15 protein-coding genes and 1 riboswitch are annotated in these 13,996 nt (G+C 62.8%); of the genes, 7 read left to right on the top strand and 8 right to left on the bottom strand.

The window, feature by feature from the left end; all coding sequences use genetic code 11:
• Positions 1 to 3: 3 nt before the first annotated feature.
• Positions 4 to 1,119 carry a uroporphyrinogen decarboxylase gene (hemE, locus tag BLW08_RS03975; RefSeq protein WP_090818173.1) on the bottom strand — a complete coding sequence of 372 codons (1,116 nt, stop codon included), beginning with the start codon at positions 1,117 to 1,119 and terminating at the stop codon, positions 4 to 6.
• A 158-nt stretch (positions 1,120 to 1,277) separates the two neighbouring features.
• On the opposite strand from hemE, the gene BLW08_RS03970 reads away from it, so the two are divergent.
• Positions 1,278 to 2,600: a glutamyl-tRNA reductase gene (locus BLW08_RS03970; protein WP_091323445.1), complete on the top strand. Its 1,323-nt coding sequence runs from the start codon at positions 1,278 to 1,280 to the stop codon at positions 2,598 to 2,600.
• Positions 2,601 to 2,608: 8 nt separating this feature from the next.
• Here the strand turns inward: BLW08_RS03970 and BLW08_RS03965 are convergent, their stop codons facing one another.
• Positions 2,609 to 3,595: an SDR family NAD(P)-dependent oxidoreductase gene (locus tag BLW08_RS03965; RefSeq protein WP_091323443.1), complete on the bottom strand. Its 987-nt coding sequence runs from the start codon at positions 3,593 to 3,595 to the stop codon at positions 2,609 to 2,611.
• A gap of 40 nt (positions 3,596 to 3,635) precedes the next feature.
• A complete protein-coding gene (gene moeB, locus BLW08_RS03960) occupies positions 3,636 to 4,838 on the bottom strand; it encodes a molybdopterin-synthase adenylyltransferase MoeB (protein WP_091323442.1) in 1,203 nt (400 codons plus the stop codon).
• 6 nt (positions 4,839 to 4,844) lie between these two features.
• Between moeB and BLW08_RS03955 the strand changes: the two genes are divergently transcribed.
• From BLW08_RS03955 to BLW08_RS03945, 3 genes are read left to right on the top strand one after another with little or no spacing between them, the layout of a single operon-like run.
• Positions 4,845 to 5,579: a TetR/AcrR family transcriptional regulator gene (locus tag BLW08_RS03955; protein ID WP_175538568.1), complete on the top strand. Its 735-nt coding sequence runs from the start codon at positions 4,845 to 4,847 to the stop codon at positions 5,577 to 5,579.
• Between the two features lie 50 nt (positions 5,580 to 5,629).
• Positions 5,630 to 5,854 (top strand): DUF3107 domain-containing protein, encoded by a 225-nt coding sequence (locus tag BLW08_RS03950; RefSeq protein WP_090818159.1) that lies wholly within the window; start codon positions 5,630 to 5,632, stop codon positions 5,852 to 5,854.
• A 34-nt stretch (positions 5,855 to 5,888) separates the two neighbouring features.
• Positions 5,889 to 6,191, top strand: a complete 303-nt coding sequence (locus tag BLW08_RS03945) for a cytochrome c-type biogenesis protein (protein ID WP_091323440.1) — start codon at positions 5,889 to 5,891, stop codon at positions 6,189 to 6,191.
• A 58-nt stretch (positions 6,192 to 6,249) separates the two neighbouring features.
• Here the strand turns inward: BLW08_RS03945 and BLW08_RS03940 are convergent, their stop codons facing one another.
• The 4 genes from BLW08_RS03940 to thiO all read right to left on the bottom strand — a co-directional run bounded on the left by BLW08_RS03940 (position 6,250) and on the right by thiO (position 8,915).
• Positions 6,250 to 6,585 (bottom strand): 4a-hydroxytetrahydrobiopterin dehydratase, encoded by a 336-nt coding sequence (locus tag BLW08_RS03940; protein ID WP_090818153.1) that lies wholly within the window; start codon positions 6,583 to 6,585, stop codon positions 6,250 to 6,252.
• Positions 6,586 to 6,615: 30 nt separating this feature from the next.
• Positions 6,616 to 7,413 (bottom strand): thiazole synthase, encoded by a 798-nt coding sequence (locus BLW08_RS03935; protein WP_090818150.1) that lies wholly within the window; start codon positions 7,411 to 7,413, stop codon positions 6,616 to 6,618.
• Between the two features lie 3 nt (positions 7,414 to 7,416).
• A complete protein-coding gene (gene thiS, locus BLW08_RS03930; RefSeq protein WP_090818147.1) occupies positions 7,417 to 7,653 on the bottom strand; it encodes a sulfur carrier protein ThiS in 237 nt (78 codons plus the stop codon).
• Positions 7,650 to 8,915: a glycine oxidase ThiO gene (thiO, locus tag BLW08_RS03925; RefSeq protein WP_091323436.1), complete on the bottom strand. Its 1,266-nt coding sequence runs from the start codon at positions 8,913 to 8,915 to the stop codon at positions 7,650 to 7,652. Before thiO ends, thiS begins: the two co-directional genes overlap by 4 nt.
• Positions 8,908 to 9,026: riboswitch (TPP riboswitch) on the bottom strand. (Overlaps the previous gene by 8 nt.)
• A 27-nt stretch (positions 9,027 to 9,053) precedes the next feature.
• On the opposite strand from thiO, the gene thiE reads away from it, so the two are divergent.
• A complete protein-coding gene (thiE, locus tag BLW08_RS03920; protein ID WP_091323434.1) occupies positions 9,054 to 9,722 on the top strand; it encodes a thiamine phosphate synthase in 669 nt (222 codons plus the stop codon).
• 21 nt (positions 9,723 to 9,743) lie between these two features.
• On the opposite strand, the gene BLW08_RS03915 is transcribed toward thiE, so the two are convergent.
• Positions 9,744 to 10,412, bottom strand: a complete 669-nt coding sequence (locus tag BLW08_RS03915) for a ferritin-like fold-containing protein (RefSeq protein ID WP_091323432.1) — start codon at positions 10,410 to 10,412, stop codon at positions 9,744 to 9,746.
• Between the two features lie 123 nt (positions 10,413 to 10,535).
• Between BLW08_RS03915 and BLW08_RS03910 the strand changes: the two genes are divergently transcribed.
• Both BLW08_RS03910 and BLW08_RS03905 read left to right on the top strand, forming a co-directional pair.
• Positions 10,536 to 12,008, top strand: coding sequence for an RNB domain-containing ribonuclease (locus BLW08_RS03910; protein ID WP_091323430.1), 1,473 nt, complete (start codon positions 10,536 to 10,538; stop codon positions 12,006 to 12,008).
• Positions 12,009 to 12,285: 277 nt separating this feature from the next.
• Positions 12,286 to 13,992 carry a DEAD/DEAH box helicase gene (locus BLW08_RS03905; RefSeq protein ID WP_091323428.1) on the top strand — a complete coding sequence of 569 codons (1,707 nt, stop codon included), beginning with the start codon at positions 12,286 to 12,288 and terminating at the stop codon, positions 13,990 to 13,992.
• Positions 13,993 to 13,996: the final 4 nt, after the last annotated feature.

Here is a 13,996-nt window from a genome sequence, read left to right as displayed (position 1 = left end):
GCCCTACTCTGCGGGGATCGAGTGAATGAGCTCCACAACCCGCGTCAGGACCGTGGGATCCGTCTCCGGAGGAACGCCATGGCCGAGATTCAGGACGTGCCCCGGGGCATGGGAACCCGCGCTGATGACCTCGCGCACATGTGCTTCCAGGACCTCCCAAGGCGCCGAAAGCAGCGCGGGATCGATGTTGCCCTGGAGCGGCACGGTTCCACCCAAGCGACGGTTGGCCTCGTCCAGGGGCAGGCGGTAGTCGACGCCCACCACATCCACCCCGACATCACGCATCGCAACCAGGAGCTCGGACGTGCCGGTGCCGAAGTGGACCAAAGGGGCTCCCAAACCACGCACATGGTCGAGCGCGCGTTCCGAGGCCGGGGCCACGTACTTGGTGTAATCGGCCAGACCCAGGGAACCTGCCCAGGAATCGAAGAGCTGCGCAGCCGAGGCACCCGCCTCAAGCTGTGCCTGGAGGAACATGCCGGAGGTATCGGCAGCCCAGTTGGCAAGCGCCGCCCAGGTTTCAGGATCGGCGTGCATCATGGTCCGCGGGCCGAGGTGGTCACGGGACGGCTTCCCCTCAACCATGTAGGCCGCGAGGGTGAACGGTGCACCTGCGAAACCGATCAGCGGCGTCTTCCCCAGTTCGGCGACTGTCAGGCGGACGGCTTCACGGATGGGTTCCAGCGCTTCCCAGGTCAGCGTGGGCAGCGCCGCTACATCTGCAGCCGTACGCACGGGCTTGTCCAACACGGGACCCACGCCGGGGACAATGTCCACGCCCACACCCGCAAGCTTCAAAGGGATGACGATGTCGGAGAAGAAGATGGCGGCATCGACGTCATGGCGGCGGACCGGCTGAAGGGTAATCTCGGCGGCAAGTTCGGGCCGCAGGCAAGAATCCAGCATCGCGACGCCTTCACGGACCTTGAGGTATTCCGGCAGGGAACGGCCTGCCTGGCGCATGAACCATACGGGCCTGCGCGACGGCTTTCCGCCGCGATAGGCCGTGATCAGCGGTGAGTCCGAGGTGCGGCCGTCCTTCAGCGGGTGGTTGGTGCCAAGGGTTCCCGCCGGGGCGGTGGAGGCCGTACTGTTGGATGCTGCCGCACTAGAAGTCATGCCTTCGATTGTGCCGAAAATCCGGGGCAAAAGATAACGACAAGCTGTCACGTCGTGCCCCGCCCGGGCCGTTGTGGCGGGGATCACTCACCTGCGTGTGGATCACCACGGCGCCGTATTGTTCTACCGGGCTACGAAAAAGCTATGATTGGGGTGCTGTGGTTCTTTTCTCATTGGTGGCTACACACGCCGACATCGACCTCGAAACCGTCGCTCAGTTGAGCAACGGTTCCTCTGGGCTTGCCTCTGCGGCGCTCACGGATTCCCCCGTAGTCTCCGGAGCGGTGGTGCTGGCCACCTGCAACCGCTACGAGGTATACGGCGAAACGGCCAACGGGGCTGACCTTGAAGCAGCCCGTTCAGCTCTCGTTTCCCAGATCAGCGAACTGAGTGGCCTTAACGAGCAACTGGTTTCCCGCTCTTTCGCCACCCACACGGGCTCCGATGTCACCCGGCACCTCTTCGCCGTGAGTGCGGGCCTGGACTCCGCAGTTGTGGGCGAACGGGAAATCGCCGGCCAGGTGCGCAGGGCACTTATCACCGCACAGCAGGAAGGCACAGCCAGCTCCGGCTTGGTCCGCCTTTTCCAGGCCGCTTCCAAAACGGCAAAGGACGTCGGCGCGCAGACCGCCCTGGGCTCCCGCGGCCTGTCCATCGTCTCCGTTGCTTTGGACCTCGCGACGGATCTTGCAGAGAATGACGATTGGGCCACCAAGAAGGTAGTGGTCTTCGGTACCGGAGCGTACGCCGGCGCCACTATGTCACTCCTGAGGGAACGCGGCTGCACTGAAGTCTCCGTCTACTCGTCCTCAGGCCGCGCCGAAGGCTTCGTCGCCACCCGCGGTGGAATTGCGCTCGACGCCGACACCCTCCCCGCTGCTGTTGCTGCGGCCGACGTCATGATTGGCTGCAGCGGTTCCGACAACCGGGTTGAGGCCGCTGACCTTGCCCGTGTCCGGCAAACTTCGGGCAAGCCGTTGATCGCGATCGACCTCGCCCTGACCCATGATTTCGATCCCGCTGTGGGCGAACTGGACGGCGTAGAGCTCCTGACCCTTGAGTCCGTTCGCCTTGCCGCACCCCAGGAACAGGCCGAATCCCTGTCCCAGGCCAGCGCAATCGTCACCGGGGCGGCCGCGTCCTTTGAGTCAGAGCGTGAAGCCCGGTCCGTGGACACGGCCATCGTGGCGCTGCGGCGTCACACCATGAATGTCCTGGATGCGGAGATGGAAAAGGTGCGCGCCCGGCACGGTTGCACGGCCGCAGCCGAAGAAGTGGAGTTCGCTCTGCGCCGCATGGTGAAGCAGCTCCTGCACATCCCCACGGTCCGCGCCCGCGAGCTCGCCGCCAACGGCCAACAAGACGACTACGTCGCCGCGTTGGAGGCCTTGTACGGTATCCAGGTGGAACAGCCCCGGTCCGCAGCCCCGGCCGCGGAATGCCCCGTGGACCACCAGCAGCTTCGCTCCGAAAGCGCCTGAGGCACACGCTAGGCGAAGGCGTTAACGCCTGTCATCCCGGCGGACAACTCCCACAGTTTCCTTGCCGAGTCCTTGTCCACGGCGTGGGCGTCCACTCCCTGATACCGCGCCAGTGGTGATTCCTTATCCGTGGGATGGGCTACATCGCAGTCCTCGCAGTAAACACCGCCCTTGCCCTCCAGCGCTTTGGACGTCGCTGCCCACACCGACGTTGCAGCCCCTTGTTCCGGTGTCTTGAACCCGTCACGAAGATTGCCTTCGGCGTCCATCCAGCCGGCGGCCACCATTTCCTCCATGGGCAAGTGCCTTTGCAGTTCGGTCATGATGCCGCCTGGGTGAACTGCAAAGGCCCGCACGCCGAACTCCCTGCCCAGCCGGTCCAGCTCGACGGCGAAGAGCGAATTGGCGGTTTTGGCCTGGCCATAGGCGCGCCACTTGTCGTAGCCGGAAGCGAAGTCGACGTCGTCGAACCGGAGAGGTGACAGCTTGTGTCCAGTGGAAGACAGGGAGACAACGCGGGCGTCCCCGGAAGCCACCAGGGCCGGCCAGAGAACGTTGACCAGCGTGTAGTGCCCCAGATGGTTGGTGGCGAACTGCGCTTCCCACCCTGGCCCCACGCGCTGCTCCGGGCTTGCCATAATCGCTGCGTTGTTGATCAAGATGTCCAGGGTGTCATGCCCGGCAAGAAAGCGTGCCGCAAAGTCCTTCACACTGTCCTGATCTGCCAGGTCAAGGCGGTCAATCTCTACCTCGTTTTCCAACCCGGCTTCCGCCAGAACAGCCTTGGCATGCTCCAGTCTGCGGGCCGGAACCGTCACCCTGGCTCCCGCTGAAACCAGGGCGCGCACTGTCTCCAATCCGAGGCCTGAATATCCGCCAGTCACAATGGCCGTCTTGCCAGAGAGGTCAACTCCGGACACAACGTCCATGGCCGTGGAGCCGTGTCCGAATTCCGATCCAAGGGGTTGCTGGGGTGTATCCGTGATTTCACTCATGGTTGAGCTTCGCAGACACACCGGCCGAGCAGCAACGAACTCAGTAGATTGGCTTCTCCGGCTCTACATCCCGGACCCAGGCGAGAATACCGCCGTCGAGATGGCGGACCCGGCTGTAGCCTGCCTTCTGCACCGCCTCCAGGACAGCAGCTGAGCGCGTGCCTGCCTTGCAGTGGAAGATGATGTCCTTGTCCAGCGGCAAGTCCACCCAGGCTTCACCGGAGAGGATTCTGCCTTGCGGTATGAGGACGGAACCGTCGATGCTCACGATGCTGTGCTCGCCCGATTCACGGACATCCACCAGCTCGAAGTCCCTCTCCCCCGTTTCCCGCTCGGCCAGCATTCCGGCGAGTTCCTTGGCGGACACTGTGTGGTCCTGGTCAGTGGGCGCCAAGGGCGTCACACCGCAAAACGCCTCGTAATCAGTGAGCTCCGTGATGGGGTCGGCTTCCGGATCCTTGGATACCTTGATCTCGCGCCAGCTGCCGCCCAGGGCGTCAAAGAGCGCAACGCGCCCCAGCAAAGAGCGCCCGACGCCGGTAATCAGCTTCACTGCCTCAGTCACCATGAGTGATCCGACCGCTGCGCACAGCATGCCGAAGACGCCGCCCTCACCACAGGACGGTACGGAGCCCGCGGGAGGAGCTTCCGGATACAGATCCCTGTAGGTGGGGCCATGCTCGGCCCAGAAAACACTCACCTGGCCGTCAAAACGGAAGATGGAGCCCCACACATACGGTTTCCCCAGAATGGCTGCGGCATCGTTGACGAGGTATCGCGTGGCAAAGTTGTCAGCGCCGTCGAGGATGAGGTCATAGTGCGAAAACAAGTCCAGGGCGTTCGAGGAGTCGAGGCGCACGTTGTGCAGGACCACGTTCACCAAGGGATTGAGCTCAGCGATGGCGTTGCGGGCGGACTCAATCTTTGGCGTGCCCACGTCCTTCACGCCGTGGATGACCTGGCGCTGGAGGTTGGTAAGGTCCACGTCGTCGTCGTCCACAATGCCCAGGGTCCCCACCCCGGCAGCAGCCAGGTACAACAACGCAGGAGAACCGAGCCCCCCTGCGCCTATGACAAGGACTTTCGCATTCTTAAGCCTGCGTTGGCCCACGGCGCCGATTTCCGGAATGATGAGATGCCGGGAGTATCGCTCCACCTCGGCCGGCGTGAGTTCGGCAGCAGGTTCAACGAGGGGCGGCAGGACAGCGGGCGCAGCGGTGTGGGCAGCAACAATTGAGGCCATACCCCAATGTATGCCTGCAGATGCCGCCCGGTCATATTACCCACCGGTAGAGTGGTCATAACTGCAAAGGAAAGGCGGCAGACTGTGGCTGACGGCACACGGGCAAACGATGGGGCACCAGCCAAGCAGGAACGGACTGGTTCAACGCGTTCACCAAGGTTGCCGCGGGACGAGCGCCGCGCACAATTGCTGAATGCGGCGTTGGAAGTTTTCGTCTCCAACGGTTTCCATGGCGCGGCCATGGACGAAATCGCAGAGGCTGCCCACGTGAGCAAGCCCGTGCTGTACCAACACTTCCCCTCCAAGCGCGAGCTCTACATGGCCCTTCTGGACAGCCATCTGGCCACACTGACGGAGCTGATGCTCAGCGCATTGAACTCCACCACGGACAACAAGGAACGCGTCAAGGCTGTGATGCGCGCCTATTACCGGTTCATCGCTGACGACGATCAAGCCCACCGCCTGGTGTTCGAATCGGACCTCATTAATGATCCCGATGTCAGCTCCCGTTTGGAGACTTTCAACAAAACGTTCGCGGATGCGGTGGCGCATGTCATTGCCGAAGACACCAAGTTGCCACCGCTCGAGGCGCAGCTTCTGGGACGCGGCCTGGCCGGAATGGCGCAGGTCAGCGCCCGTTATTGGCTTGAAACGGATGGAAATCTTGACCTCGATGTGGCCAGTGATCTGATCTATCGTTTAGCTTGGCGCGGAATCAGTCGATTCCCCAAAGAGTCCTAGGCTACAAATAGAGGACTGACTTAACACTTGATTGGCTTGGAGGCCTTGCTGTGGAAGTAAAGATCGGCATTCAGAACGTTGGCCGTGAGATCGTGCTCGAATCCTCATTGGACGCCGACGCCGTAGCCAAGATTGTGGCCGAAGCCGTGTCCAAGGGCTCGGAACTGCGCCTGACGGACGAGAAAGGCCGCCAGATCATCGTTCCCGGTAACGTCCTGGGCTACGTGGAAATCGGTGCTGAAGAAGTCCGCCGCGTGGGTTTCGGCGCCCTCTAGGCCTTTCCCGCTTCACGTCCGCTAAGGAGTCTTGATGCTTTCACTCGTCGTGGTGGTTCTGGCTACCGTTGCTACTGGTTTTATTGTGTGGGCCAACGACAAGCGGCACGGTAAGTACGGGATAGCGTTGCCCGCTGGGATCTCTGCGGCCGTTGGTGTGCTCAGCTGGATCGCTTTCATCAGCGCCGGGTTGGGCTACCAGCCCGGCGCGACCTGGATCCCCTGGATCCTGCCGATCGTACTGGGGACCGCCGCCGCCGCAGGCGTTGTAGTCTTTCTGGGCCGGACACGCACCAAGCACGATACTGCGGAGCTGACCAAGGCTTTGAGGCTCTAAAAGAGTAAAGGCGATGACCACCACCCCCAGGGTGGTGGTCATCGCCTTTTAAGGGCATTCACGCCGCCGGATAGCGCCCCGGTTCAGCGGCGGCACCGAGTCTGGCTGCGGCCACGCTCACGGAAACTGCAGCGTCGACATCACGCCGCGTTATGGCTTGTCCGGCGTCGTGGGAAACATAACGGAGAAAGACCCTGTTGTAACGCCACTCCAGATCCGGATGGTGGTTTTGTTCTTCGGCGATCCGGCCAACGGCGGCGATGAACTCCAGCGCGCCGGCCGCCGTCGGACTTTTATAGACGGTCACCAGGCCGTCCTGAAACTTCCAGTCCGGGAGGTCCTTCAGGGCGGCGTCGATGTCCGCTTGCGACAATTGGTCTCCGATGCCCGCCATGACTGCTCCTTGCTTAGTGGAAATCTGCGCCTAGAGGAACTCTGCACGGCCTTCCATGGCTGACGACGCCAAAGCGTGCTCCCGCCGCGGAATCCGGCCTGCCTGCCTGGCCAGCCTACCGGCGATCACGGCGTGTTTGAAGGCTTGGCCCATCTGCACCGGGTTCTGTGCACGGGTTACGGCAGTGGCCAACAGAACGGCGTCGCAGCCAAGCTCCATGGCGAGTGCGGCATCGGATGCTGTCCCGATTCCGGCGTCCAGAACCACAGGAACGGAGGCCCTGGACACGATCAGTTCAATGTTGTGCGGGTTCAGGATGCCCAGGCCGGTTCCAATCGGTGAACCAAGCGGCATGACGGCGGCAGCGCCAAGGTTCTCCAGACGGAGCGCCAGCACGGGATCGTCGTTGGTGTAGGCGAAGACCTTGAATCCGCGGTTAACCAGTTGCTCAGTGGCGTCTACGAGTTCCACGGCATCCGGTAGGAGCGTGTGCTCGTCCGCGATGACTTCCAGTTTCACCCAATCCGTCTCGAGTGCTTCGCGGGCCAATTCCGCGGTCATCACCGCGTCCTTGGCCGTGAAACACCCAGCGGTGTTGGGCAGCACCCGGATGCCGTTGTCCACCAGAAGCTGGAACAGCGAGCCCGTTTCGGCAGGAGAATAGCGCCGCATGGCGACGGTGGTGAGTTCGGTCCCCGAGGCAAGCAACGCTGCGCCAAGCCCGTCCAGACTCGGCGCACCTCCGGTGCCCATGATCAGGCGGGAACCGAATTCGACGCCGTCAATCACCAATGCGTCGGTGCGGACCTCAGTGTTTGCTGCTGTCATTGTTCAGCCTCCTTGGACTGCTGTAACGAGTTCGAGTTCGTCTCCGTCGGCGAGCGCCGTTGCAGACCATTGGCTGCGAGGCACTACTTCGGAGTTGCGTGCGACGGCGACGCCCAACTTGCCGCCGTCGGCCGCCTGCCCGCGGGGGTCCAGGATGCGGCCTGTGATGGCACTGACGAGGGTGCTGACGGATGCGTCGTCCGGCACTGAATGGTCGGATCCATTGAGTTTGATGTTCATGCTGATTCCTTGTTGGGAGCGTGGACTGGGATGAGGTCGTCGAGAATGGCCGCGTCCCCTGCGAAACGGCCGGGCCGGAAGGGAGCCCATCGGGGGTCCGTCGAACCGCCGATCAGTTCGCCCACGATCCTTGCGGCGACGGGTGTCAAGAGGACTCCGTGACGGAAGAAGCCAGTAGCAATCACCAAGCCGTTAATGTCGCCATTGGTTGCGGCGACGCGTCCCAGCAACGGTGCGTTGTCCGGGGTCCCGGGCCTGGCGCGGGCGGTGGCCTCCAGCAGTTCCAGCTCTGCCACCGCCGGAACCAGCACTTGGGCATCGCGCAGGAGCTGGTAAACGCCTCCCGCTGAGACTGCGTTGGACGACGCGGACAATCCGTCCTCCCGCTGGGTAGCTCCGATGACCACCGTGCCGTCTTCCCGGGGCACGATGTAGACGGGGACGCCACGCACCATGCCGCGCACCGTGGAGGTGATGAGGGGCCGAAGGTGTTCGGGGACGCGGAGCCGGAGGATGTCGCCGTACACCGGACGCAAGGGCAGCGTGAGTCCTTCAGGCAGGCCAGCCAGGCTTGCTGCGCCGAGGCCGTTGGCAACAACCGTCTCGGTTGCCGCCACTGGTGCACCAGATTCAAGTTCTACGCCGGAGACTCTTCCCGCTTCCCACAGCAAACCGCGGGCCTGGGATGTCACGGCAAACCCGTTCTCTGCGCCGGGGACCCACGTGGTGCTGCCAGGTGCGTGGAGTGCCAGGCCGGCCAACAGGCATTCAGCCAATTTTCGCGGATCCACTTGGTGATCAGCGGGGATATCGAATGCACAGGAGATTTGGGGACTGAGCAGGGGCTCGCGGTCCCTCGCCTCGCGCAGGGCCAGGGGCTCCACACCCAATCCTGCTGCCAGCTGTACTGACCTCAGGTCTGCGAGCGCACGGCGGTCGGCCGCGTCGGCACCCACCGCAAGGGTCGGCGTCGTGCGGTATCCGGTGGCTTCAGACCCCTGAGGGAGGCCGGCAGTAAACGAGGGCCACAACCGGGAGGATTCCAGCATCAGCTCGAGGAGGTCTTCCTCCTGATAGTGCAGTTCACTTACCGGGGCCAGCATGCCGGCCGCCGCATAGCTTGCTCCGCTTGCCGGCGCGGGATCAATCAGGGCCACGGAGCGGCCCAATCGTCGGGCCTCGTACGCTATGCCAAGCCCGATGACGCCGCCGCCGATGACGGCCACATCTGCTTGGAGGTTGGTATGGCGGGGACCTGCCATTGGATTCCTTCCCTACGCCGGTACTAGCCGGATCAGGTCAAGCGGTCGGCGCTGAAGCCCTCTCAGCCGGACAGTCATATGACGAACGTCGCGGCTCCCGCAGTACGTGCCCAGTTTAGAGGAACTACTCTGGTTCCCATGACCCAGCCTGAATCACTCGCCTCAGCCCGCCTCTACCTGTGCACCGATGCCCGCAAGCGGCAGGGCGATTTTGAAGACTTTGTGGATGCCGCGTTCGAGGGCGGCGTGGACATCATCCAACTCCGTGACAAGACCATTGAAGCGGCCGAAGAATTGGAACTGCTGGCGGTTCTGCGTAGCGTCGCCGAGCGCCACGGACGGCTCTGGGCGGTCAATGATCGGGCCGATGTTGCCCGTATTTCCGGGGCTCCGGTCTTCCACGTCGGTCAAAAGGACCTGCCCTTGGAAGCGGCCAGGACCTTGCTGCCAGGCGGCATCGGCATCGGGCTCTCAACACACACTCCGGCGCAGATTGACGCTGCTATTGCTGCCTCTTCCGGCCAGTCCGGACTGGATTACTTCTGCGTAGGTCCTGTGTGGGCAACACCCACAAAACCCGGCCGCGACGCCGTCGGACTGGACCTGGTCACATTTGCCGCAGAAGCGGTCAAGAACGCCAACCAAACTACGCTTCCCTGGTTCGCCATCGGTGGCATTGACCTCAGCAACGTAGAAAAGGTGGTAGCTGCCGGAGCCAGCCGTGTGGTGGTGGTCCGCGCGATCACTGAGGCAACGGATCCGACGGCGGCTGCCAAGTCGCTGCTGCAAGCCCTGGACGCGGTCTAGCGAACGTCAAGCTGCAGCTGGTCAAGCCGTCAAGCCCAGACCGGTCATTCGTCGCCCATGCTTTTCGGCGAGTTCTCCTGTCAACCTCTTGATGGCAGCCCGGGCATCTCCGCCGCTCTTGAGGGTAGGTCCCAGGCGGGGATGTTCCATGCCAACCCGTTGCGCCTGTGTGAGTGCTTCGCCCACTAAACGGCGGCCCCACATAGCCAGCCGCGACGCGAGCCTGGGGTCATCGGCCAACGCCCGCCGCAGGAGGACCCGGAGGACTTCGGTAGCCTGATCGGGAGAGGCCACCCGCTCAACGAATTGCTGGGTCGCGGAGTCCAGAAAAGCCGAAACTGATCTGTAGAAATCCGATGACACGGTATCGATGACGTAAGCCTTCATCACGGACTCGTACCAGTCTCCGGGCTTGGTCCGCTCATGAAAGTGGTCAAACGATCGTTGAAACGGCAGCATGGCTTCCTCGGGATCAATGCCCATTTCCGTGAGCCGATCGTTGAGCAGGGCAAAGTTTCCGTAGGCGCCGACGGCGATTTTTGCGAGTACCGATCGGTCATGAAGTGTCGGAGCGAAACGGGAATCGAAGGAGAGCCTGCCGAAAGCGGACAACTCACCGTAGGCCATTGCCCCGAGGAGCTCTGCTGCGAGTTGCCCGGCTGAAGGCGAGGCGTCCGGGGAAGTGCCCATGGGTCAAGACTATCCCCGGATGTCCTCTACTACTCCGGCCCCCTTTGGCCGCTTCGGGCGTTTGTCCCTGCCAGGCTGGCCCATTGTGAGACTATCCGCCCGATTCGGGCTAACCTGACTTTCGTGTCACATCATCGGATTGCTCCCAACGTCGACGACTCGACTGATCAGCTCGCAGCGGCCCTTGCAGCCCTGAGGACCGAGCTTGAACTCCCAGGCGCGTACCCCACAGAAGCCGTGGAGGAGGCTCAGCATGCGGTGGCAACACACGAGATCCCGGAACGCGACCTGCGGGACGTTCCCTTTGTGACCATTGATCCTGCAACGTCAACCGACCTCGATCAGGCGCTGTTCATTGACCGCGCCGGTGCAGGGTACAAAGTCCTCTACGCCATCGCCGACGTCCCGTCGTTCGTGGCTCCCGGTGGCGCGCTGGATGCCGAAACACGTCACCGCGGACAGACCTTTTACGCCCCGGACGGCCGCATCCCGCTGCACCCGGAGGTCATCAGTGAAAACGCCGGAAGCCTGCTGGCCGATCAGGACTGCAGCGCCTTCGTCTGGGATTTCGACCTGGACGCGGGTGCGAAAGTGCAGACAGTGTCAGTAGCACGCGCCGCCGTGCGCAGCAGAGCCAAGCTGAGCTACAAAGACGCGCAGCAGCACATCGATGATGGAACAGCCCCGCCCGTCCTGCAGCTCCTGAAGGAAGTAGGACTCAAGCGCGTTGAGCTGGAAAGGCTGCGCGGCGGCGCAAGCCTCAACATGCCGGAGCAGGAAATTGTCCAGGCAACCGACGGCGGTGGCTACAGGATCGTGGCTGCCCCCTCGCTGCCGGTGGAGGACTGGAATGCACAAATCTCGCTGATGACGGGGATGGCGGCTGCCCAGCTGATGCTTGACGGGAAAGTGGGCATCCTTCGCACCATGCCCGCCCCGGACCAGCGCTCCCTGCAGCACTTCAAGAGGCAAACCACTGCACTTGGAAAGCCTTGGGATGGTCAAATTACCTATGGCGAGTACTTGCGGACGCTGGATGCCTCAGATCCCAAGCAATTGGCCATCCTGCACTCGGCCGGGACACTGTTCAGGGGCGCCGGGTATACCCCGTTTGACGGCGAAGTGCCAGACACAGTGATCCAAGCGGCCATTGGTGCGCCGTACGCCCACACCACAGCGCCGTTGCGCCGCCTCATTGACAGGTTCGTCCTGGTGATCTGCGAGGCACTCAGCAACAACAGGGAAATTCCTCACTGGGCACGCGAGGCCCTCCCGTCATTGCCGGACATTATGGCGTCTTCGGACCAACTGGCCGGACGTCTTGAGCGGGCGGCGTTGGACACGGTGGAAGCAGCCCTCGTGGCCAACCATGTGGGCCAGGAATTCGATGCCGTGGTGATCTCCGGGTCCAAGCCCTCCAATGGGAATGGAAACGGCAACGGAAACGGGAGCGGCCCTTACGGCGTTGTCCAGATTGCGGAACCCGCTGTTACCGCCAGGTGCGACGGCGAGTTGGAGTCAGGAACCGAGGTCCGGGTGCGGCTTGTCAAGGCCGATATTGCCAGCCGTGAGATCAGGTTCGAACTGCAGCGGTGACGCGACGCATCCGGCGATCCGGGCTTTATGGCTCCCAGAGGATAGACTGGGCCTGTAGTAATGGATGCCCGGTCGTTGATTCAGTTAATTTTTGAACTCAACAAGCCCGCCCCTACGCGATCTTGAGATGTACCAACTGGTCACCAGTGCCAGTACTTAGATAGCCCGCGATCGGCTTCCACTGGACTTGCTTGCGCGCCCGTTCGTGCTCCGGTACGGCTCCGCCGCCCCCGTTGAGCATGCAGCGCCAATGCCCAAATGAATAAGGAAACTCCCTGTGAGTGAATTGCATACCCATGAAGTCCTGACGGACTCCACCGGAACTGAATCCATCGAACCCGAGGAAACGATCATCTCGGATGAGACGCCCCACGAGATCGAAGAAAAGTCGTTTGCGGACTACAACGTCCGCGCCGACATCGTCGAGTCCTTGGCCGACGCCGGCATTACGCACCCCTTCCCCATCCAGGCAATGACCTTGCCGGTTGCACTGAGCGGCCACGACATCATTGGTCAGGCCAAGACGGGTACCGGTAAGACGTTGGGCTTCGGCATCCCTGCCCTGCAGCGCGTATCAGGCCGCGATGACGCCGGCTACGAAAAGCTTGCCGTGCCGGGTGCACCCCAGGCCTTGGTAATCGTTCCCACGCGTGAACTTGCCGTGCAGGTTGCCAACGACCTCCAGACCGCATCACGCAAGCGCAACGCCCGCATCGCCACTATTTACGGCGGCCGTGCCTATGAACCCCAGATTGACGCCCTGCAAAAGGGCGTCGAAATCGTTGTGGGCACCCCGGGCCGGTTGATCGATCTCTACAAGCAAAAGCACCTGAGCCTCAAGAACGTCAAGATGGTGATTCTTGACGAGGCCGACGAAATGCTGGACCTTGGCTTCCTTCCGGACGTTGAGACCCTGATCGCCGGCACGCCGGCCGTCCGCCAGACGCTGCTCTTCTCAGCAACTATGCCCGGCCCCGTCATCGCGATGGCACGCCGTTACATGACACAGCCGACCCACATCCGGGCAGCTGACCCGAATGATGAGGGCCTCACCAAGCGCGATATCCGCCAACTTATCTACCGTGCACACAGCATGGACAAGACCGAGGTTGTGGCCCGCATCCTGCAGGCACGCGGGCGTGGCCGCACCATCATCTTCACCAAGACCAAGCGCACTGCCGCGAAGGTGGCCGAGGAACTGGTTGACCGCGGCTTCGCGGCTGCTGCCATTCACGGCGACCTCGGCCAGGGTGCCCGCGAGCAAGCCCTTCGCGCTTTCCGCAACAACAAGGTGGACGTCCTGGTGGCCACCGACGTCGCGGCCCGCGGTATCGACGTTGATGACGTCACGCACGTCATCAACTACCAGTGCGTTGAAGACGAGAAGATCTACCTGCACCGTGTTGGCCGTACCGGCCGCGCCGGAAACAAGGGCACCGCCGTCACTTTTGTTGACTGGGACGACATGCCGCGCTGGGGTTTGATCAACAAGGCTTTGGGACTCAGCGTTCCGGAGCCCATCGAGACCTACTCTTCCTCGCCGCACCTCTACAGCGACCTCGATATTCCCGAGGGCACCAAGGGCCGCTTGCCGCGCAACAAGCGCGTTCTCGCAGGCGTGGACGCCGAGGTCCTCGAAGACCTTGGCGAGACCGGCAAGAAGAACGCCCGCTCCGGCGGCTCTGACCGCAATGCCGGTCGTGACGGCGGACGTGGCCGCGATGGCCGCCGTGGCCGCTCCGGGAAGTCCGGCGACTCAGACTCCAGCGAGTCCAAGGGCGACGGCGGACGCAACCGTACGCGCCGTCGTCGTACCTCTGATGGCGAAGCAGCCCCGGCTGCAGGCGTCGCAGAAGCCCGCACCGCCACCGCTGACAACGCTGAGAAGCCCGCCCGCACGCGCCGTACCCGTACGCGTCGCCGCAACGGCGAAGTGGTTTCCGGTGAGACCGCTGCCGCCCAATCCGGCAGCGCCGAGGCCTAAAACC

The sequence above is a fragment of the Arthrobacter sp. cf158 genome (genome assembly GCF_900106835.1).
In the GTDB taxonomy this organism is placed as follows: domain Bacteria; phylum Actinomycetota; class Actinomycetes; order Actinomycetales; family Micrococcaceae; genus Arthrobacter.
The sequence above is the reverse complement of the archived record's forward strand: the minus strand, read 5'-3'. Positions and strand labels throughout refer to the sequence as shown.

What these genes read in the sequence shown, in the direction of transcription:
- hemE (WP_090818173.1), bottom strand. Translation starts at nt 1,119, where the DNA reads ATGACTTCTAGTGCGGCAGCATCCAACAGTACGGCCTCCACCGCCCCG.
- BLW08_RS03965 (WP_091323443.1), bottom strand. Translation starts at nt 3,595, where the DNA reads ATGAGTGAAATCACGGATACACCCCAGCAACCCCTTGGATCGGAATTC.
- moeB (WP_091323442.1), bottom strand. Translation starts at nt 4,838, where the DNA reads ATGGCCTCAATTGTTGCTGCCCACACCGCTGCGCCCGCTGTCCTGCCG.
- BLW08_RS03955 (WP_175538568.1), top strand. Translation starts at nt 4,845, where the DNA reads ATGTATGCCTGCAGATGCCGCCCGGTCATATTACCCACCGGTAGAGTG.
- BLW08_RS03945 (WP_091323440.1), top strand. Translation starts at nt 5,889, where the DNA reads ATGCTTTCACTCGTCGTGGTGGTTCTGGCTACCGTTGCTACTGGTTTT.
- BLW08_RS03940 (WP_090818153.1), bottom strand. Translation starts at nt 6,585, where the DNA reads ATGGCGGGCATCGGAGACCAATTGTCGCAAGCGGACATCGACGCCGCC.
- BLW08_RS03935 (WP_090818150.1), bottom strand. Translation starts at nt 7,413, where the DNA reads ATGACAGCAGCAAACACTGAGGTCCGCACCGACGCATTGGTGATTGAC.
- thiS (WP_090818147.1), bottom strand. Translation starts at nt 7,653, where the DNA reads ATGAACATCAAACTCAATGGATCCGACCATTCAGTGCCGGACGACGCA.
- thiO (WP_091323436.1), bottom strand. Translation starts at nt 8,915, where the DNA reads ATGGCAGGTCCCCGCCATACCAACCTCCAAGCAGATGTGGCCGTCATC.
- thiE (WP_091323434.1), top strand. Translation starts at nt 9,054, where the DNA reads ATGACCCAGCCTGAATCACTCGCCTCAGCCCGCCTCTACCTGTGCACC.
- BLW08_RS03915 (WP_091323432.1), bottom strand. Translation starts at nt 10,412, where the DNA reads ATGGGCACTTCCCCGGACGCCTCGCCTTCAGCCGGGCAACTCGCAGCA.